This window comes from Priestia megaterium, from assembly GCF_009497655.1.
GTDB lineage: Bacteria > Bacillota > Bacilli > Bacillales > Bacillaceae_H > Priestia > Priestia zanthoxyli.
The window spans coordinates 3089457-3108031 of record NZ_CP023317.1 but is presented as its reverse complement, the minus strand read 5'-3'; the positions used below and the strand labels follow the sequence as shown (position 1 = coordinate 3108031).

General features: G+C 39.2%; 27 protein-coding genes. 18 read left to right on the top strand and 9 right to left on the bottom strand.

What is annotated here, in order from left to right; genetic code table 11:
• Positions 1-49: 49 nt before the first annotated feature.
• A complete protein-coding gene (locus tag CEQ83_RS15735) occupies positions 50-772 on the bottom strand; it encodes a DUF421 domain-containing protein (protein WP_226313301.1) in 723 nt (240 codons plus the stop codon).
• A 327-nt stretch (positions 773-1099) separates the two neighbouring features.
• On the opposite strand from CEQ83_RS15735, the gene cspD reads away from it, so the two are divergent.
• On the top strand, positions 1100-1297 hold the full coding sequence (gene cspD / locus CEQ83_RS15730) for a cold-shock protein CspD (protein WP_013057877.1): 198 nt from the start codon (positions 1100-1102) through the stop codon (positions 1295-1297).
• A 242-nt stretch (positions 1298-1539) separates the two neighbouring features.
• Positions 1540-3117 (top strand): peptide chain release factor 3, encoded by a 1578-nt coding sequence (locus CEQ83_RS15725; RefSeq protein ID WP_014459298.1) that lies wholly within the window; start codon positions 1540-1542, stop codon positions 3115-3117.
• A gap of 97 nt (positions 3118-3214) precedes the next feature.
• Here the strand turns inward: CEQ83_RS15725 and CEQ83_RS15720 are convergent, their stop codons facing one another.
• Together CEQ83_RS15720 and CEQ83_RS15715 are read right to left on the bottom strand one after the other, a co-directional pair.
• Positions 3215-3541, bottom strand: a complete 327-nt coding sequence (locus CEQ83_RS15720) for a DMT family transporter (RefSeq protein WP_013057875.1) — start codon at positions 3539-3541, stop codon at positions 3215-3217.
• Positions 3538-4071: a TetR/AcrR family transcriptional regulator gene (locus CEQ83_RS15715; protein WP_034328103.1), complete on the bottom strand. Its 534-nt coding sequence runs from the start codon at positions 4069-4071 to the stop codon at positions 3538-3540. The genes CEQ83_RS15720 and CEQ83_RS15715 overlap by 4 nt, the downstream gene beginning before the upstream one ends.
• A gap of 237 nt (positions 4072-4308) precedes the next feature.
• Here CEQ83_RS15715 and CEQ83_RS15710 point away from each other — a divergent pair, with 237 nt between their 5' ends.
• A complete protein-coding gene (locus tag CEQ83_RS15710; RefSeq protein WP_028414454.1) occupies positions 4309-4884 on the top strand; it encodes a poly-gamma-glutamate hydrolase family protein in 576 nt (191 codons plus the stop codon).
• Here CEQ83_RS15710 and CEQ83_RS15705 read toward each other — a convergent pair.
• A complete protein-coding gene (locus tag CEQ83_RS15705; RefSeq protein ID WP_028414453.1) occupies positions 4835-5389 on the bottom strand; it encodes an HAD-IIIA family hydrolase in 555 nt (184 codons plus the stop codon). The genes CEQ83_RS15710 and CEQ83_RS15705 overlap by 50 nt on opposite strands.
• Before the next feature lie 149 nt (positions 5390-5538).
• Here CEQ83_RS15705 and CEQ83_RS15700 point away from each other — a divergent pair, with 149 nt between their 5' ends.
• Complete coding sequence (locus CEQ83_RS15700; protein WP_028414452.1) at positions 5539-6861, top strand: AlbA family DNA-binding domain-containing protein; 1323 nt, start codon at positions 5539-5541, stop codon at positions 6859-6861.
• A gap of 157 nt (positions 6862-7018) precedes the next feature.
• Positions 7019-7165: a hypothetical protein gene (locus CEQ83_RS27130; RefSeq protein WP_165351766.1), complete on the top strand. Its 147-nt coding sequence runs from the start codon at positions 7019-7021 to the stop codon at positions 7163-7165.
• Positions 7166-7205: 40 nt separating this feature from the next.
• Here CEQ83_RS27130 and CEQ83_RS15695 read toward each other — a convergent pair whose 3' ends face one another.
• Positions 7206-7649 carry a hypothetical protein gene (locus CEQ83_RS15695; protein ID WP_028414451.1) on the bottom strand — a complete coding sequence of 148 codons (444 nt, stop codon included), beginning with the start codon at positions 7647-7649 and terminating at the stop codon, positions 7206-7208.
• Between the two features lie 118 nt (positions 7650-7767).
• On the opposite strand from CEQ83_RS15695, the gene CEQ83_RS15690 reads away from it, so the two are divergent.
• The 9 genes from CEQ83_RS15690 to CEQ83_RS15650 all read left to right on the top strand — a co-directional run bounded on the left by CEQ83_RS15690 (position 7768) and on the right by CEQ83_RS15650 (position 13084).
• Entirely contained in the window at positions 7768-7986 is a 219-nt protein-coding gene (locus CEQ83_RS15690) for a DUF1659 domain-containing protein (protein WP_013057868.1), read from the top strand.
• Between the two features lie 15 nt (positions 7987-8001).
• Complete coding sequence (locus tag CEQ83_RS15685; protein WP_013057867.1) at positions 8002-8214, top strand: DUF2922 domain-containing protein; 213 nt, start codon at positions 8002-8004, stop codon at positions 8212-8214.
• Positions 8215-8269: 55 nt separating this feature from the next.
• Positions 8270-8407: a YvrJ family protein gene (locus CEQ83_RS15680; protein ID WP_028414450.1), complete on the top strand. Its 138-nt coding sequence runs from the start codon at positions 8270-8272 to the stop codon at positions 8405-8407.
• An 84-nt stretch (positions 8408-8491) separates the two neighbouring features.
• Positions 8492-8905, top strand: a complete 414-nt coding sequence (locus tag CEQ83_RS15675; RefSeq protein ID WP_028414449.1) for a BlaI/MecI/CopY family transcriptional regulator — start codon at positions 8492-8494, stop codon at positions 8903-8905.
• 3 nt (positions 8906-8908) lie between these two features.
• Positions 8909-9760 (top strand): M56 family metallopeptidase, encoded by an 852-nt coding sequence (locus CEQ83_RS15670; protein WP_028414448.1) that lies wholly within the window; start codon positions 8909-8911, stop codon positions 9758-9760.
• A 36-nt stretch (positions 9761-9796) separates the two neighbouring features.
• Positions 9797-10504: a DsbA family protein gene (locus CEQ83_RS15665; RefSeq protein ID WP_099000368.1), complete on the top strand. Its 708-nt coding sequence runs from the start codon at positions 9797-9799 to the stop codon at positions 10502-10504.
• Positions 10504-10914: a disulfide oxidoreductase gene (locus CEQ83_RS15660; protein WP_028414446.1), complete on the top strand. Its 411-nt coding sequence runs from the start codon at positions 10504-10506 to the stop codon at positions 10912-10914. Before CEQ83_RS15665 ends, CEQ83_RS15660 begins: the two co-directional genes overlap by 1 nt.
• A 936-nt stretch (positions 10915-11850) precedes the next feature.
• Positions 11851-12333, top strand: a complete 483-nt coding sequence (locus tag CEQ83_RS15655) for a DUF2243 domain-containing protein (protein WP_099000367.1) — start codon at positions 11851-11853, stop codon at positions 12331-12333.
• A complete protein-coding gene (locus CEQ83_RS15650; RefSeq protein ID WP_028414444.1) occupies positions 12326-13084 on the top strand; it encodes a cytochrome c oxidase assembly protein in 759 nt (252 codons plus the stop codon). The genes CEQ83_RS15655 and CEQ83_RS15650 overlap by 8 nt, the downstream gene beginning before the upstream one ends.
• Positions 13085-13122: 38 nt before the next feature.
• On the opposite strand, the gene CEQ83_RS15645 is transcribed toward CEQ83_RS15650, so the two are convergent.
• Positions 13123-14007, bottom strand: a complete 885-nt coding sequence (locus CEQ83_RS15645; RefSeq protein ID WP_016764809.1) for a YitT family protein — start codon at positions 14005-14007, stop codon at positions 13123-13125.
• Between the two features lie 302 nt (positions 14008-14309).
• Between CEQ83_RS15645 and CEQ83_RS27630 the strand changes: the two genes are divergently transcribed.
• Together CEQ83_RS27630 and CEQ83_RS15640 are read left to right on the top strand one after the other, a co-directional pair.
• Positions 14310-14435 carry a hypothetical protein gene (locus tag CEQ83_RS27630; RefSeq protein ID WP_016764808.1) on the top strand — a complete coding sequence of 42 codons (126 nt, stop codon included), beginning with the start codon at positions 14310-14312 and terminating at the stop codon, positions 14433-14435.
• Positions 14436-14533: 98 nt separating this feature from the next.
• Complete coding sequence (locus CEQ83_RS15640; RefSeq protein WP_028414443.1) at positions 14534-15007, top strand: hypothetical protein; 474 nt, start codon at positions 14534-14536, stop codon at positions 15005-15007.
• Between the two features lie 28 nt (positions 15008-15035).
• On the opposite strand, the gene CEQ83_RS15635 is transcribed toward CEQ83_RS15640, so the two are convergent.
• Complete coding sequence (locus CEQ83_RS15635) at positions 15036-15494, bottom strand: GyrI-like domain-containing protein (protein WP_028414442.1); 459 nt, start codon at positions 15492-15494, stop codon at positions 15036-15038.
• A 251-nt stretch (positions 15495-15745) separates the two neighbouring features.
• On the opposite strand from CEQ83_RS15635, the gene CEQ83_RS15630 reads away from it, so the two are divergent.
• Complete coding sequence (locus tag CEQ83_RS15630) at positions 15746-16180, top strand: hypothetical protein (protein ID WP_099000366.1); 435 nt, start codon at positions 15746-15748, stop codon at positions 16178-16180.
• A gap of 88 nt (positions 16181-16268) precedes the next feature.
• Here CEQ83_RS15630 and CEQ83_RS15625 read toward each other — a convergent pair whose 3' ends face one another.
• Positions 16269-16496, bottom strand: a complete 228-nt coding sequence (locus CEQ83_RS15625; RefSeq protein WP_028414440.1) for a hypothetical protein — start codon at positions 16494-16496, stop codon at positions 16269-16271.
• 128 nt (positions 16497-16624) lie between these two features.
• On the opposite strand from CEQ83_RS15625, the gene CEQ83_RS15620 reads away from it, so the two are divergent.
• Positions 16625-17623 carry an NADP-dependent oxidoreductase gene (locus tag CEQ83_RS15620; RefSeq protein WP_099000365.1) on the top strand — a complete coding sequence of 333 codons (999 nt, stop codon included), beginning with the start codon at positions 16625-16627 and terminating at the stop codon, positions 17621-17623.
• 40 nt (positions 17624-17663) lie between these two features.
• Here CEQ83_RS15620 and CEQ83_RS15615 read toward each other — a convergent pair whose 3' ends face one another.
• A complete protein-coding gene (locus tag CEQ83_RS15615; RefSeq protein WP_028414439.1) occupies positions 17664-18296 on the bottom strand; it encodes a YitT family protein in 633 nt (210 codons plus the stop codon).
• Positions 18297-18575: the final 279 nt, after the last annotated feature.

Below are 18575 nucleotides of genomic sequence, written 5' to 3'. Positions count from 1 at the left end.
GAGTTTGATTCTTTATGAAGAATCAAACTCGTTTAGTTATGTCTCAACCTTATTCTCTGTCTGTAGGAGCGGACAGCTGATCTTTATACTCATCTACATAGAGCATGCCGTTTGTTGACACAACTGCATACAGCACTTGGTTCAACTGAAGCTGACGATTTGAAAGCTTAAGGTTGATCCATTGTTCGGTATATTGAGATGTTAAATTTTTATGAATAATTTCTCCGTCCATGATGAGTTCTACCGGTAAATTCATTTCTTTAAACGGCTTAGACAAAACGTCCTGTTTGGCAATGTTTTGATAAGCAGTTTTCTTTAATACCGACAGTTTTCCGCTTACTTCTAAAACAGCAAATTCTACTTCAGCAATGTTGAACGTTCCTAGTTCTCGTAAATGCTGATTCAAGTCGTCAATGGAATATTTGACTTTTTTCATATTTGCTTCAAGAAGCTTTCCTTTTTCCATAATAACCGTCGGGCGGCCTGTAATCCATTTTCGTAAGCGCCTGCTTTTTAGAGCTGTTGATGCTAAAAGAAAATGAATGGCCACAAGAAAAGCAAAAGAAGCGAACATCGGCAGAAATTTTAATTTTAAATCAAATCCCATATTTGCGATGAACGATCCAATAATGATGGACATTGCAAATGTAAAATGATTATTATGCGTGTTAATTTGTTTTCCAATCAGGAAAGTTGTAATGCTTAAGATAATAAAAGAAACAAAGGTTCTAAGAAGGGACAAAAGAATGTCTTCCATCGCTTGTGATGTCACCTGCTTTCTCATAAATAGAAAGAGTATTTATCTCTATAGCGTTATCCATTTAAAGGATCGTTATACAAGAAGAAAAATCAAGAAGAAGTGCGGATAATTCGTTCACATTCGGCTGCTTAAAAAGGGGTAGAAAGGCTGTAGGTAAGGGATAGAAGCGAACAAAAAGAATGTGCAAATTCCTTTGAAATTTTTTGGAGGATTTGTTACAATAAAGGTGCTTATTTTTGTTCGGTAAGGATAGTTCGAAGTGTTCGTCTTGACTTATTGTAAGAGCAGGAATAGAGTAATACACAATGTGTGGATTGTCACACAAGGAGGAAAAGAGATATGTTACAAGGTAAAGTAAAATGGTTCAACGCTGAAAAAGGTTTCGGTTTCATCGAAGTAGAAGGACAAGACGATGTATTCGTACACTTCTCTGCTATCCAAGGCGAAGGTTTCAAAACTTTAGAAGAAGGTCAAGAAGTTACATTTGAAATCGTTGAAGGCAACCGTGGACCACAAGCTGCTAACGTTCAAAAGTAATTTTTTTTATAAAGTTTAAGCCGATCAGCAGAACGTTTCTCTGGTCGTTCGTTAAACTAAACTGGGAGAAGGCCCCTTTTATAAAAGGGGTCTTTTCTTGTTCGCTTTTTACACCTTGTTGACGATTTCTTTGATTTTGCAGAAGTATTCAAATATGAAAAAAACTAGTCACGCAGTATAAAAAAAGCGTATAATGAAATGATGAAAATAGGAATTGTAGAGCAGAAAGGATTTTAAAACGTATGAGCAACCAACTTCAAGAAACGATGGTCGATTCACGTCGTACATTCGCCATTATTTCTCACCCGGATGCCGGGAAAACAACGTTAACAGAAAAAATGCTGTTACTGGGTGGAATGATTCGTTCAGCCGGAACGGTTAAAGGAAAAAAATCAGGCAAGTTTGCTACATCTGACTGGATGGAAATCGAAAAACAACGTGGAATTTCGGTTACATCAAGTGTTATGCAGTTTGAGTATAAAGATCACTTTATTAACATCTTGGATACACCAGGACACGAAGACTTCAGTGAGGATACGTATCGTACCTTAACGGCTGTAGACAGTGCGGTCATGGTTATTGACGGAACAAAAGGGATTGAAGCACAAACGCTTAAACTTTTTAAAGTTTGTCGTATGCGCGGTATTCCCATCCTAACATTTATCAATAAATTAGACCGTGAAGGAAAAGAGCCGCTTGAGCTGCTTGAAGAAATTGAAGATGTACTCGGTATTGAATCATACCCTGTAACGTGGCCAATTGGCATGGGGAAACGATTCCAAGGAACGTATGACCGTTTTTCAAAACAAATTGAAGTATACCAAGGAAACAAAGAGTCATATTTTGCAGACTTTGACGGTGAAAATATCGACGATGAAATTAAAAAGCACGTCGATGAAATGTATTTACCAGGCTTAGTGGATGATTTATCTCTATTAGACGAAGCAGGTAATGATTTTTCAATTGAAAAAGTAAAGCAAGGTCTATTAACACCTGTTTTCTTCGGAAGTGCGATTGCAAACTTTGGTGTACAGTCTTTCTTTAATTCATTTTTACAATTAACATCACCGCCGCAGCCTCGTGAATCAACGAATGGCACCGTTCAGCCTACGGATGAAAACTTCTCAGGTTTCATCTTTAAAATTCAAGCGAACATGAACCCAGCTCACCGCGACCGCATTGCGTTCGTACGCGTATGTTCAGGGAAATTCGAGCGTGGAATGAACGTGACGTTAGCAAGAACAAACCGTAAAATGAAGCTAGCGCAGTCTCATCAGTTCTTGGCATCAAGCCGTGAAACAGTAGACACAGCGTATCCTGGAGATATCATTGGTTTATATGATTCAGGCACGTATCAAATCGGGGACACAATTGTAGGAGAAGGAAAAGTATTCGAATTTGATGCTCTTCCAAAGTTCCCGCCTGAACTGTTTGTAAAAGTTCGTGCGAAAAACGCAATGAAATCCAAGCACTTTGAAAAAGGGATTAATCAGCTTGTACAAGAAGGAGCCGTACAGCTCTATCGTACGCCGTTCTTTGGAGATTATATTTTAGGAGCAGTTGGTGAACTTCAGTTCCAAGTGTTTGAACACCGCATGAAAGGTGAATACAATGTCGATCTTGAATTCACACGCATGTCTCACAACATTGCAAAATGGGTAGACAAAGCAACAATCGAAGATCGCATGCTAGATTCTCGCGTGATGCTAGTAGAAGACCGTGATAAGCATTCCGTTCTTATGTTTGAAAACGACTTTGTATGGCGTTTGTTCCAGGACAAATACCCATCTGTTAAATTCCTAGATCCGTTTAATCTATAAAAGAGTATAAAAAAAGGAAAACGATACATACTACTTTCATAAGTAGACAGTCGATTTTCCTCCTTTGCTTAAGAGTCAGTATTTACTGGCTCTTTTTTTAATGAGCCACTGATTTTAAATTTAAAAGAATGACTCCTGCAATGATTAATACGATGCCAAATACCATCGTAAGACTGCCGCTTTCTTTCCAAATGACTACGCCAATTACAGCTGTCACAGCAGTTCCTACACCAGACCAAATGGCGTATGCAACGCTGAGTGGAATGTGCTGAAGTGATGTGGAAAGCGCATAGAAAGCAAGACCAAATCCTAATAAAACACCAAGACTAGGCCAAAATTTTGTAAATCCGTTTGATGCTTTTAACATAGATGTACCAAATAATTCTGAACTAATTGCAATTGCTAAAAATAAATAGGCTTTCATCGAAAACCCTCCTCTGTTAATTTCCGAAGTTGTTGTTGAATCTGTTTTTGCATGTCTGGATCCACGGGTGCGAGCCCAAACATTTGGCTGAACCATAATCCATCGGCTGCTAAGCGCACGATGGTAGCAAGGACAGGGTCAATGCCGTCTTGTTCAATATGCTGCTGCCACTTTTCATAGTGTGTTTGAAGGTGCTGCAGAAGTTCAGGATTCGTTGCAATACCTGCAAGCAACCCTGCGCTCATCGCTTGTTCACGCTGAAGGTCATGAAGCGTCTCAGCGAGATAAGCCCGGCTCCATTTGCCAGGAGCATCATCATGTTCAATTTGCACGTGTAGCCCGTCATCATATTGCTTTGTGACTGAGTACAGCATTTGCTGAATCAATTCATCTTTTGATGAGAAGTGGTACAACAAGCCGCCTTTACTAACACCGGCTTCTTTTGCTACTTTTTCGAGCGTTAAATTTCCAACGCCGTCACGCTGTACAACCTGAGTGGCCGCAAGCAATATATCATCATATGTAGACACATGAATTTCCTCCTTTTTGATTTTCCCTAGAATACTTTACCGTCTGGACGGTTTGTTTGGCAATACTTTTATTTCGAATTTCAAAAAAAATTTTTGTGCACACTAAAATATAAAGTATAAAAACAAAAATGAACGCGTAAACAAAGGGTTAATCCCTTTACTACTTTTACTATATGAAGAAAAAGGAAAATTAAAGCCTGGGTATATTAAAGATAAAAGAAAGGTGTGAAGAAACGGATGAGGGATGTGTATCAAAGTTTTCAAGAATTATCTCAGTGTGAACGAGCGGGAATTGATTACGAAATAGAGTGTGTCATTCGCCGGAGAGAAATTGTCGTGCTTGCGATTCACGGAGGAACGATGGAAATTGGGACAGAAGAAGTAGCGGAAAAAATAGCAGAAAAGCTGAACGCAACGGTGTACGTATTTAAAACGCTGAAAACAGAAAATCCGTTTGAATTGCACGTTACGTCTGCAAACTACGATGAAGAAATGGCCCGTCATCTTGTGAAAAAATCAGAGGTCACCATTTCTCTTCACGGTGCCTATAGCGATGTCTGCACAACTTATATTGGAGGAAGAGACGAAAAGTTAGAAAAAGCGGTGCGTCATGCACTCTCAGGTTTTCCAATCAGTGAAACGCCCGTACATTTAAAAGGCGTTTCACCTCGAAATATCGCCAACGACAATCAGCGGCATAAAGGACTGCAGCTTGAAATCACCACTCCGCAGTATGAACAATTATTACAGGATGAGCAACTGTTCAACGAGTATGTGAATGCGATAGTATCGGCTGTGAACTCAGTGATGTAAAGATAAATTCAACAGCTTCCTGTATATTGGCTGCAATAAAGGCTGGTTGTACATCAGCCCATTTTCCTCGTTCATGTAACGTGTCATGCCCGGCTCCTGTTAACACTAAAATGCAGTGAGCGCCTGCTGCACTGGCCGCTACTAGGTCTTTCCACCGGTCGCCAATCACGATGCAGTTAGCCAAATTTAAGCTGTGCTCCTCCGCTGCTTTTAACAGCATGCCGGGGTTTGGTTTGCGGCACGAACAGGCGTCTGAATCTTCATGAGGACAAAGGTAAACATCATCAAATCCAAAAGCTAAAAGTTCAGAGATAAACTGTGATTTATTTACCTTTCCTTTTGCAACATCGGGCTGATTCGTAAAGGAAAACAGCGGAATGTTTTGTTTTTTTATGTCTTTAATCGCTTGCTTTGCTTGGGGGAACAGCTGAAAATCACCTGGATATTGAATGTCATTACTGCCTCCAATCGTTCCGTCTCGGTCTAAAAATATTGCTTCAATCATGTTATTCACCTCGTTTTCTATCATAATATAAAACAGGATGAATTTGGTAAAAATTTTGTTTTTTGAAAAAAATCAAAGAAATATGACTGTCTTTTTACTTCTCATCATATGGATAAGTTAAATAGAAGTGGTGAGGAGGGGGAAGACAAGTGAACGAAGAATCGTTTTATTCACCATTTATAAGCGAAGAAGGAAAGAAAAAAACAATTGGAGAAATTGAGTTTTCAGATGTGCAGCGCATGATGGAAAAACATTTAGAAGAAGGCTATCAGCTTGAGTTCAAGCGCGAAGTAAGCTCAACGGTCAAACGGAAAATCCCAAATATCATCGCTTCGTTTGCCAATGAAAAAGGAGGGTGGCTTATTTTTGGCGTAGATGAAGACGACCATTCCATTAACCTGCTCGAGCGCAAGGAATATGAGCTGTTTATTAATAATATGCTGAAAGATGTCACCAATCCCATTCCTCGTATCGTTACGCGCTTTTTATCACCTGAAGATCACCCCGGGCAAGGTGTTTTTGTTATTTGGATTCCCGAAGGTCCGAACCCTCCGTACATGTCTTACGGGAAAATTTACAGAAGAATTGGAAGCGGCACATCTCCGGTTACGGAAATCGATGATCGCTATCATTTAGATCGTCTTTATCAAAAATCGGAGGATCAAACGCAGCGAATAGAGGAATTTTGCACAAAAGAACTGTCTATCTATAACAGAAAGTGGCCGATGCACGGGAAAAGCTATATTCATTACGGGATGTGTAATATGTACGTGCTGCCACTATATGATTTGCATTTAATCGAACAAATGGAAGAAGAACGGTTAAAGCAATATATTTTAAGCAAGTCTAGCGAACCAAAACACTATCGTTTGGACGATGAGAGTACGGTGATGCTGCATACACCGTTTGTCAAAGCTTCTTATTCAGCGGAATCCATCATTTTTCGAAGCACAGATGTAATTGATGCATATGATAAAACAATTGCGTGGGAGCAGTTTTATAACGGATCAGCTAAGTTTCACATTCCTATTCCGTATATGGAAGAACCAAAACAAATTCATGACGTGCTGAAATCCAGCATTTCAAGCTACATTGATGAGACGATTTTTGAGCAGTTTCAATATATAAACGGACCCTTTTTTCTTACATCTTTAATCAGCTGCATCGGCGGATACATCGATTGTATGATGGAATTAAAAACTGAGCTTGAAGACATGATTATTGTAATTGATTTAGAGAACGTTCGAAATGATGTGCTTTACTTTCCGCATCAGCAGTTTCAAACATTTCTAGAAGAAGAAGGGCTCGTCTTTTCAGATAAAAAGCAGTATCGGTTTAATCAATCATTTAAAACAACAAAACTAGGGGGAAACGTCGAGCTTCTTGCCTACGTTGATTATATCGTAACGGCGTTTGGCCTTTCAAAAAACCAGTCCATGGACTTTCTTAAACATTCGTTAAACCGAGTATAAAATATACAATTTTTTGACAATAGCTAAAAAAATGACAAAAATGAAAAAAAGTATGATAATATCTTTCGTAAGTAATGAGCAAGTAAAGAAGAGAAAGGGGACTCTTTTTTACAGCTGCCGTTGCTAGGTAGGGTTAAACATAAGGGGAGAAAAAGTAATGAAAAAAGCGACATCCATACTTCTAATTGTCCTAGCACTTGCTGGTCTAGGAGGAGTATGCGCTGCTTATTATCATTTGGAGCAGCAAAAGCAAACGGAAGAAATGACGTATGAACAGAACTACATAACCGTAAGAAATGCATGAAAAAACCAGCCAATCGGCTGGTTTTTTTTTTGGTTTCAAGTCATAGTAAGTAAAATAAAGATTTTGCTTGTTCAGTTTTTTTAAATAACTCCAATGATGTATAGACGCAAAATAGAAAGCCAACGCTTGAAAAAATAAAAAACAAGCGGAGAAAAGGGCGTTTTTTTTGAATGCGAAAGTACGTAAAAACAACGAGTGAACATACAAGCAGTACGCTCATAGCAGCAAATCGAATCGCGAGCTCTGCTAAATCATCAACCGTGCTTTGAAACAGTTTTAGCGTTTCATCGTTCAAATCAGTCTCAGGAATGTTCGTTTTGTCTTGCTGATTTAACACCCCTACATCCCATTTTTCTCGACTATAATCATGAGAAACCGTGTAGTAAAACGGACCAAGCTTTTTTTCATCTGCACCGTCATCAGCAAGTGCTGAAGCTGGATGCATGAATGCTAGAACAAAAAATAAAAAGCTCCACTTTCTCATTACCAAAGCCTCTTTCTAACTCAGACTATCTCCCATTATAAACCAAAAATTTTTATGTTTCCATCATCCCTCTTTCCTATTTCCATTTCTATATATAAAGTGAAAGGGGGAATAAAAGATGGCAGAAAAAATTCAGCATTCAAGCCAGCTTCGCTTAGTATTAGAACAAGGAATAAAAGAGGATGGAAAACCCGATTTAAAGACAAAATCCTATATGAACATTCAGCCCGGAAGTTCTGCAGATGCGCTCATTACAGCAAGCGAAACCATCGCCAGCCTGCAGTCGCTGCCGCTTGTTGAAATCAACGAAGTTGTCACGTTTTCACTTTTAAAATAAGAAAAGAGGTAGAGTATGAAAACTTTAACGATGCAGTTTTTGAATGAGTCACAAAAAGCAGTAAGCCTATCGATTGAATCACCAAAAGATACGTTAGACGCAGCAGCCATCACAGCAGCAATGAACGCGCTGATCGCAAGCGATGTCTTTACTTCAAGCGGCGGAGCGCTCGTTGCCAGAAAAGGCGCCCAAATTGTCGAGCGAAATGTAACCGAATTTACGATTTAAAAATGAAAGTCCTTCCACTTCGGTGCGAAGGGCTTTTTTAAAAGGAGAGAGGAAGATGGCAGAGTGGTTTACGCTTGTTTCAGACGTTGGGTTTCCTATTGTGGTGACGCTTTATTTACTTCACCGAATCGAAGCCAAGCTCGATACAGTTGTGCTGTCCATTCAGCATTTAACCGATGAAGTAAAAAAGTGATTATGACAATTGTAAGGCGGTTGTCATGGAAAAGTTGACGGATTCGACACCTCACACTACAATTAGTAGTGTGAGGTGTCGAATATGAAAATTGAAAAATTCAAATTTAACGAAACCGGCCTTAATCGCTTTTTTGGCCCGCTTGAAGCAAAAATTATGACGGCTTTATGGAACGGAAGTGAAATGTCCATTAAAGACGTGCAGCACGTGCTTGAGAAAGAAAAAACAGTTAACTTCAACACCGTTATGACCGTTATGAATCGATTGGTGGAAAAAGGCGTGTTGCAAAAGCGTTTAAAAGGACGTACGTCGATGTATCAGCCGATTCTTTCTAAAGAGGAATTTATCGACGCTCAGTCGAAAGAGTTAACGCACGAATTGATCGATGAATTTGGCTCGCTTGCTGTTACTCATATGCTTGATGCGCTAGAAGAAGTCGATGATTCACTGTTAAGTATGCTCGAATCAAAAGTCAAACAGTTAAAAAAGGATGAATAATCAATGAATCAAGGAATACTAAAGCGTTCTAAGCTTATTTTTAACCTGTGCTTTTTTATTGCCGTGACGTTGCTTATGCAAATGGGGATGTATGTGCTGCATTTGCTGTTTGGATGGAATTTATCGTTTAACTTAATTTTACTTTGTAACAAAGTAGCCCACTTTTTCGGCTTGTTTTTTATTGAATACATGCTGAATGCCGTTATTTTTCACACGATGTTTGTACTGTTCATTAAAGCTGTAAAGCAAGTGATTCAAATGCGGAAAGTCCGTAAAATGATTACGAAGCTGCGAGATGAAACAACAACGGCTGACCTGCAAAAAGCGTACGGAAAGGATTTAACGGTCTTAACAACAGATCAGCCCATTGCCTTAACGATGGGGCTGTTTACACCGCATATCGTCCTGTCTACAGGGTTGCTGTCGGTGCTTGATGAAAATGAACTCGAAGCCGTTATTTATCACGAGCAGTCGCACGTTGCAAACAAAGACCCGCTCAAAACGTTTTTACTAAGTACGCTTGCTTCTGCATTATGGTATATTCCATTTATTAAATGGAGCCATAAACGCTTCAAAGTTATGCGTGAAGTGCTGGCTGATCAAGATGCCATTGTGAAAAATGGCACGCCTGCTCACATCGGCAGCGCGCTTTTAAAAATGGTGAAAACGGGACAGACAAGTCTCTCGTGTGCGCACGTATCGTTTGCTGATACGTCGGTTAATTATCGCATTCAATATATTTTAAATCCGGAAACGAAAATGCCGATGCAGCCTCCTGTTATTTTAACGCTGACGTCGCTATACGTGTTTTTTATTTTGTGTGCGCTGATTTTTACAGCTCTAACAGCTTTGTAAGTTTGTAAGAGAGAAAGAAAAGAAGGAGATGAGATTGTGTCAAAAGCAAAGAAAAAGAAAAAAGTAACGCCCAATCAGCAAACATCCTCAAGCAAGTGGATTTTTTGGGTGATTGGAATTATTGCGGTCTGTATTTTAGGGTTAATCGTCCTTTCGAATATGTCAAAGGGCGGAGGAGATGAAAAGGCCTCTCTTACATATGATAATCAGCCGTATCTTGGAAAAGAGTCAGCTCCGGTAGAAGTGGTAGAGTTTGGAGATTACAAATGCCCGGCTTGCAAAAACTTCACGGAATCCTTTTTCCCGCTGATTCAAAAAGATTATGTGGATACAGGTAAAGTGAAATTCTACTTTATGAACTATGCATTTATCAACAACGACTCCTCTCGTGCAGCAGAATTCGCCGAAACGGTATACAAAGAGCTTGGAAACGATACATTTTGGAAATTCCATGAACTTCTTTATAAAAAGCAAAACGCAGCGGACGAAAAGAAAGATGTCTTAACGGAATCTTACTTAGAAGATACGCTGAAAGAAGTGTCAAGCGATGCCGATGCGAAAAAAGTAGCGAGTGCATTTAAAGACGGAAAAGGAAAAGATGCGTTTAATCAAGATATGAAGACAGCCGATGACTTAGGCATCACAGGTACACCAACCATTTATGTAGGCGGCAAAAAATTCGAAGGAAAAACAATCGATGACTTTGATCAAATGGTCAAAGATGCGGCTAAGGAGAACAAATAATGAACAAGTCTTTAGTTTTCGGGTGGATTACAGCGCTTATCGCGATGCTTGGAAGCTTGACGTTTAGTGAAGTTCTTCACTTTATCCCGTGCGAACTTTGCTGGTATCAGCGAATTTTGATGTATCCGCTCGCGATTGTGCTAGGTGTAGCCGTGTACCGGAATGATACGTTCATCTACAAATACGTCCTGCCGTTTTCGGTGATTGGTATGGCGCTTTCAGGCTATCATTATTGCCTGCAGAAGATACCGGCTCTTAAAGCATTTGAAACGTGTACAAGCGGTGTTCCTTGCTCAGGTCAATATATTAACTGGCTTGGATTTATCACCATTCCTTTTTTAGCGTTTATTGCGTTTACCATTATTACGATTATGATGCTTGTTCTTCGCAAGCAGATGAAAAAAGCTTAACCTCCGGGTTAAGCTTTTTTTATCTGAAAACAAAAAAAGTCCCGCTTACAAGAAGCGGGTGCAAATAGGGTACATCTATGAAAAATGATGAAATTGTTTTGACAAGAACAGTATATAAAAGAAAAGTGAAAAAACGGTGAAAAGAGAAAAGCTTTTTTAAAAAATATGCTTTTCTTATAAAAAAAGCCCCGCTCACAAAAAACGGGGAATAAATAGGGGTCATTTATGAAAAATGATGAAATTGCTTTGACAAACTTAGTATACAAAAGAAAAGTGAAAAAACGGTGAAAAGATGGAAGCTTTTAGAAAAAATAAAAAAAGACCTGTTTTGGGGAAACAGGTCACTAGAAAGGGAGTAAAACTATGAAAAAATATGCTAATTGGCTTCGCAAGTACTATCTTATACCTTTATGGTGAAAAAATGATGAAAAAAGAAACTGGATATAAAAAAGACCTGCTTTGGGGAAACAGGTCATTAGAAAGGGAGTAAAACTATGAAAAAATATGCTAATTGGCTTTACATATACTATCTTACCGCCCAATAGTGAAAAAACAGTGAAAAGAAACATCAAACAAAAAAAGACCTGCTCTGGGGAAGCAGGTCTTCACAAAGGAGTAAAACTATGAAAAAAATATGCTAATTGGCTTCGCAAGTACTATCCTATACCTTTATGGTGAAAAAACGATGAAAAGAGAAGCAGGATATAAAAAAGACCTGTTTTGGGGAAACAGGTCATTAGAAAGGGAGTAAAACTATGAAAAAATATGCTAATTGGCTTCGCAAATACTATCCTATACCTTTATGGTGAAAAGATAGTGAAAACGAGATTAGGATATAGCTCCTATTTTTCCATATTATAGATTCATTTCTCTTTAATAGGGTATACGTTCATTAGAATCGATATAAACTTAAAGAACTGGCAGGGAGGGATATATATGGAAAAGAAGCACGAAGCAACTGCAAATCAGCGCGTGGTTCACCGCGCTCGAAATAGCTGGTCAGGCTTTTTGTTTGGCGTAGGGTTAGTTGCTTTTATTGATGAAGCAGTGTTTCATCAGCTGCTTCATTGGCATCATTTTTATGATAAGTCCACAACGGCCGCTGGTTTAGTGTCAGACGGTTTGTTTCACGCCTTCAGCTGGTTTGCTACAATCGCATCACTTTTTATGGTGGCAGATCTCAGGCGCCGGCACGGCTGGTGGGTGAAAAGGTGGATAGGAGGAGTATTGCTTGGAGCCGGGGCGTTTCAGCTTTATGACGGGACCGTGCAACATAAGCTTATGGGCCTTCACCAAATTCGGTACGGAGTGAAGATTGCACCTTACGACATTACGTGGAATGTACTTGCATGTTTGATGCTGCTTATTGGCATCATGTTAACATGGTTTACACGTAAACAAGGTGCACATCATGATTAAATATAAAGTAATATCTCAGCTTTTATTAGCCCTGCCTTTTGTCGCTGCCTTTTTTTTATACGTGTGGGCTGTAACGTCTTCAAATGCAACGTATAGAAAATGGTCATTATATAGGACGTCCAGCTGGACACTTGGTATTTTATGCGCCATATCTTCTGTAGCAGGACCGCTCGCAGCTCGTGCTCATATGGACTTTACCGCGCATATGACGGGGCATTTGCTTTTAGGTATGTTAGCTCCGCTTTTAATGGCGTTAGGAGCACCTTTTACACTGCTGCTTCGCACGCTTCCGGTTCATGCAGCCAGAAAGGTGTCAAAACTTTTAAAAGGACGGTTTGTTCGGTTCATCAGCAGTCCGGTGACAGCTTCTGTTCTTAACGTAGGAGGACTTTGGATTCTTTATACAACAAGTCTGTATGGCATGATGCATCACTCTTTTTTCGTGCATGTCGCTGTACATATTCACGTATTTTTAGCCGGCTATTTATTCACCGTATCGATGATTTCAATTGATCCTTCGCCGCATCAAAAAACTTTTACGTACCGAGCGTTCGTATTGGTTCTTGCTCTTGCCGCCCACGGTATTTTATCAAAATATGTGTACGCTCACCCGCCTATGCACGTCTCGGCAGAAGAGGCGCAGCAAGGGGCTATGCTGATGTATTACGGAGGCGATTTAATCGACTTATGTTTAATTGTACTTCTTTGTTATGAATGGTTTAAGCGGGTTCAAAAAGTCTCTTTTACATAAAAACGCGCAGAAAGCATCATGCTTTCTGCGCGTTTTTTTTAGTGAATGTTTCGTTTTTTAAAGCGTCCGCCGCGGACTTCGGTAATATCTGCAACGGCTAAAAAGGCAGTAGGGTCAAAATCTTCAACAATGGTTTTTAGCTTTGATTCTTCAAGGCGCGTAATGATGCAGAAAATCACTTTTTTATCATCGCCCGTATAAGCACCTTCACCGTGCAAATAGGTAACGCCTCTACCTAGACGCGCATTAATCGCATCGCCGATGTCATCAGAATGATCACTAATAATCCAAGCTGATTTTGATTCTTCCAATCCTTCTACAACTGTATCAATGGCTTTAGCCGCAATGATGTACGCAAGGATAGAATACATGGCGCGGTCCCAGGTGAACACAAATCCCGCTGCTCCTAAAATGAAGAAGTTGAAAAACATTACAATTTCTCCTACAGAAAACGGAATTTTTTTACTGATTAAAATAGCAAGTATCTCCGTACCGTCAAGCGCTCCGCCGTAGCGAATTACGAGTCCAATTCCAATTCCGAGAATAATCCCTCCAAAAACGGTAGCAAGGAGAACGTCTGCGGTAAACGCGGGGACATCATGAAACATAGAAGTTAAGATGGATACAACCAGTATGCCAAAAATAGTGGAAAGGGCAAATGTTTTTCCCATTTGCTTGTACCCGATAAATACAAACGGAAGATTTAGTACAAAAAGAAAGATTCCTAGATTTACGCCGGTAATATGCGAAAGCATGATGGAAATACCGGTAATTCCTCCGTCGACAACGTGGTTTGGAACAAGGAAGATTTCAAGTCCTGTGGCCATGAGCAGGGCACCGATCGCAATGGCGATAGCCCTACCAAATACCTGTCCCTTGGACAGCTTTCGGTGCTGAATTTTCGCTTTTTCGAGTTCTGTCATTTGCATGTCTCCTTTGATGTCTCCTATGTATTTCTCACTTTAGAAAAGTGAAACTATCTTTAATTATACCTTACTATGCACAATTAGTGGGGATAGACGGCTTAATTACTTATTTCACTCTATAAAAAAAGCCTGCTTTAGAGTCATAAGCAGGCTTTTTAAAGAGTAAAACGATGAAAAAAGATAATTGGCTTCACGGCTTTAACTATATAGAGGCTTGATGAAAAAATGATGAAAATGCCGGCATGTGCGGCAAGAAAATCGGGGATACTAGTTAAAAAAGGCCAAAAGGAGATGACGAAATGAGCGTGTGGATGATGTATAATCACTTGATGCACTCGCAAATCTTTTTAAGCAGCGTATTAATTAGCGGTATTCTTCTTGTTAGCGGAGGATTTGTGTACGGCAGAATAATGAGTAAAAAGTGAACCTAATATTGCCGCGGATAGGTTGTTAATGGAAGATGCTCAATAGTAGCTTGGTTAATGTTATACTTGCTCCATAAGCTTAGCGTGGAGGTGTCAGCATGAGCAAGCATCATGATCTAACAACATCATACGGAGAATCGCTAGTGACGTGTGAACATCAGTTTGAAGCTAGCTATTACTATCATCAAGTGCGCGAACAGTGCATGAATCATATTCATGAAATAAGCAAAGCGGTAGCTGAATTCACCGTTGATTTTACAGATGAAAGTTTGAAAATATTAGAGCTTCTTTACTATGATCTAGAAGACAGCAATTGTTTTGACTATTTTTCGATGACAAAAGAAGAATTCGAAGAGTGTATGGGCGTATACTTTGGTGAAGTGGTTACGTCTACGATTGATGAAGCGCGCTGGGTTGTGAAAGAATATCCGCTTATGGAAAACAAGTATGTAACCGGAATTGAAAAAGGGAATCTTTCACTCATGTTTCCCCATGGCTTTTTTAACCATAAAGAGCGGCATCCAGAGTGCGTTTTTACTCTTTATCATTTATATAAACAGCTGCAAAAATAGGAAAAAGGTGAACGTAAGTTCACCTTTTTTAATGTCCAAGCTTTATGGGAATATAAATATCCATTTCATATGTATCACTATATAAATTGCCGTGTATAGCTGTATTTACAATTTCAAGAGCAGGACCTTCAATCATGCTGTAAGAAGAGTTCGGCAGCCATTCATTCCAGATGCTGTTATACGTCGACCCAAGCGATGTAATGGGACCTCTGTGTTTAAACTGCAGGTATGTAAACGAAGGAAACGTATGAACGCTCATACCGTTTGGAATACAAGCCGTATCAGCCACTTCTGTCCCTGCAATATAAAAATAATTTTCTTTTTTCGGAGCCATGCAAATGCCTGTAACCATATAAGGTTCTTTTGAAGAGCTAATCATTTCTTTTTCTTTAAGTATTTGCTTCAAAAGATTCTCTTTTTGATACTCTCCGTTTTTTGCTATGCCTATCACTGAAAATCCTTCTTTATATACAACTTTACCTTGCATAATCCACCTCGAATTTTTCAAGCTCTAGCTTTTATTCTATCAATCATAAATTACTTTACCGTGATTGTAACATAATCTTAAGTAGATATCGATGCAGAAAATGGAACATTACAGTAGCCAGCTTTTGTGAATTAAGAAATAGTTTTAGCAAGCTGGTTGACGGAGGTCTTTGAACTCTTAGTCATGTAAATCAAAAGGTAAGTATATACTTTATTACCATATATTTCATATAACTAAGAGGAGGGAAAGTAATGGGAGACGTAATTCAAAGCCAGCTGAATATATTTTCATCGCAGTCTCAAAACGTGCAGTCGTTGACTTACGGTTCTGAAACGAGCATTTTAACAGTAAATGCTGAGACGAAAAAAAACAATCAGAAGATGAAAATAGATGGGTTTGCTACAATTGAAGCAAACATTCCTCTTGGATTAACTAGCTATCAATACGGGGTAACACTTAGAGTATATAGAAATTCTCAGCTTTTGTTTTCACAGAATTTACAGCAAGGAGCTGCAGCCGTTCTAACACTATCATTTACTCAGCAAAATGCTCTTTCTTTTACATGGGTAGATACAGTAGCATCAATTGGTACATACACGTACTCAGTCAGAATGGAATTTTTTGTCCGGTCTTCAACTGGGGTGACCGTTCAAACGACTACCCGTGCAATTGCGATTACTACATAAAAACAGCGCCAGAATTCTGGCGCTGTTTTTTTACTGATGCAACACTTTATTTATATAACGTTTACGAAGAGTAAATCCGGGAAACTCCTTAATATAAGTCAAAATGGTAGCTAAACCAGTAGTCGTCCTGCACATTCTTTGTGTTTGAAGCGACAATATGCTCATGACCTTGTTCATCCGTGGCAATCCAGTTATAGTTGATATCCATTTTAATCGGATACATATTGCCTTTTTTAAACAAAATAACGGGGGGAGTTACTTGAACAAACTCGTTTAGTTTTTTAACAACATTTTCTTTACAGCGAATTAGCTCCATGTCTTTTTCTCCTTCGGTGTTATTGCACAATCATATTTTTTGCGTTGTGCACAATATATAATTTAAAATAACAAAGGTAAGTTTAGCACATTTTACAAAAAACAGAGAAATAAAAAGGAGCGATATCGATGAATGAACAAATTTTATTAGTAGAACGCCCAAAGGGAATGCCAACAAAAGATACGTTTAAATACGAAAAAATTGAAATGCCTACAGCGAAAGAAGGCGAGGTACTTGTTCAAACACTTTACCTTTCTGTTGATCCGTATATGAGAGGACGCATGAACGATACAAAATCATATGTTCCTCCATTTGAGCTAAACGCACCGCTTGCAGGCGGCATTGTAGCACGCGTAACGGAATCAAAATCAGATCGCTTTAAAGAAGGCGATATCGTGACAGGTATGCTTCCTTGGAAACGCTATTCAGCCGCAGAAGCAAAAAACTTACAGAAAGTTGATCCAGAGCTAGCGCCAATTACAACGGCTATCGGCGTTCTTGGTATGCCTGGTCTCACAGCTTATTTTGGACTGCTTGAAATCGGTCAGCCAAAAGAAGGCGAAACAGTAGTCGTTTCCGGTGCAGCAGGTGCTGTTGGATCTGTTGTTGGTCAAATCGCTAAAATTAAAGGCGCACGTGTTGTCGGCATCGCAGGTTCTGAAGATAAAATTGCTTATTTAAAAGATGAGCTCGGATTTGATGAAGTGATTAATTATAAAAAAGGAAATGTGAAAGAAGCGTTAGAAGAAGCGTGTCCTAATGGTGTTGACGTTTACTTTGAAAACGTCGGCGGAGAGATTTCAGATGCAGTTGTTAGCTTATTAAATAAATTTGCGCGCATTCCACTTTGCGGCCAAATTTCACTGTATAACTTAGAAAAACAAGATGTTGGACCACGTGTTCAAACACCTTTATTAATTAACAGTGCGCTAATGAAAGGGTTTATCGTAGCCGACTATGCTGACAAATTCCCTGAAGGCATTAAGCAGTTAGGCGAATGGGTGCAGCAAGGGAAAATCAAGTACAGCGAAAACGTTGTAGAAGGTTTTGAAAATGTACCTGAAGCGTTCCTTGGGTTATTCGAAGGAGCAAACTTAGGAAAACAGCTTGTAAAAGTAGCAGAATAAGCGTAAAAAAACCGTGCGGGATCATTTCCGCACGGTTTTTTTACATAGTTGAAGCCGTTTGTTGCTTGGCTTCTTCTTCAATATGTTCACCAGTTCGTTCGATTGGCGAGCGTTTGTGATAGCGTCCAAGCAGTCCTGTCATGATAAAAATACCAATTAACGAATAAAGAACTTGAACTACGCCGAATACCACTGTTGCAGAGCCTACAATCAACACATCTGTCAAAAGCATTGTTTTACCTGGATTAATGCCAAATCGTTTATCAAGAAACACGCATAGCATGTTGATTCCGCCAAGAGAAGAGCCGTGACGAAACAAAAAGATTAGTCCAATGCCGACGATAATGCCGCCCATAACCGCGGCTACAAGCGGATGCGGAAGTGCAAATGAAAAGTTGGCAGCTAATAAATCGGACATCACTGACATCAAGCTAACGCTGATGAAGCTTTTTATCGTAAACTGCAGTCCAATTTGTGTAAGAGCCATAAAATAAAACGGTAGATTGATGATAAAGAACAATACCCCAAATGAAATACCGGTTAAATGCTGCAGCACAATGCCAAGTCCTGCCGTTCCGCCAATAACGAGGTTAGAAGCGGTTAAAAATTGAATTCCGATGGCAACGCATAAGCAGCCAAAGGTAATCCATCCCCATTGTTTTACGTGATTCATATCTCCATCCCCTTTTGTATATTTATACAATACTTTCGATAGAAAACACCGTCTTTTAATTCACAAAATCTATTTTACTATATATCTTTTCAAAAAAAAGCACTTTTGTGAGAGAATCTAACACAAGATAAAAAGTTAGATAATTCAGATTTATTGAGTTCTTCTGGAGCAAATGAGTGATAAGCCGATATGTTTCTAAAAAAAGATTAAAAAGAAAGAATGAGAAAAACGGATTTTGGAAAATGTATAAACAAATATTTGGATAATGGTCAAAAAAAG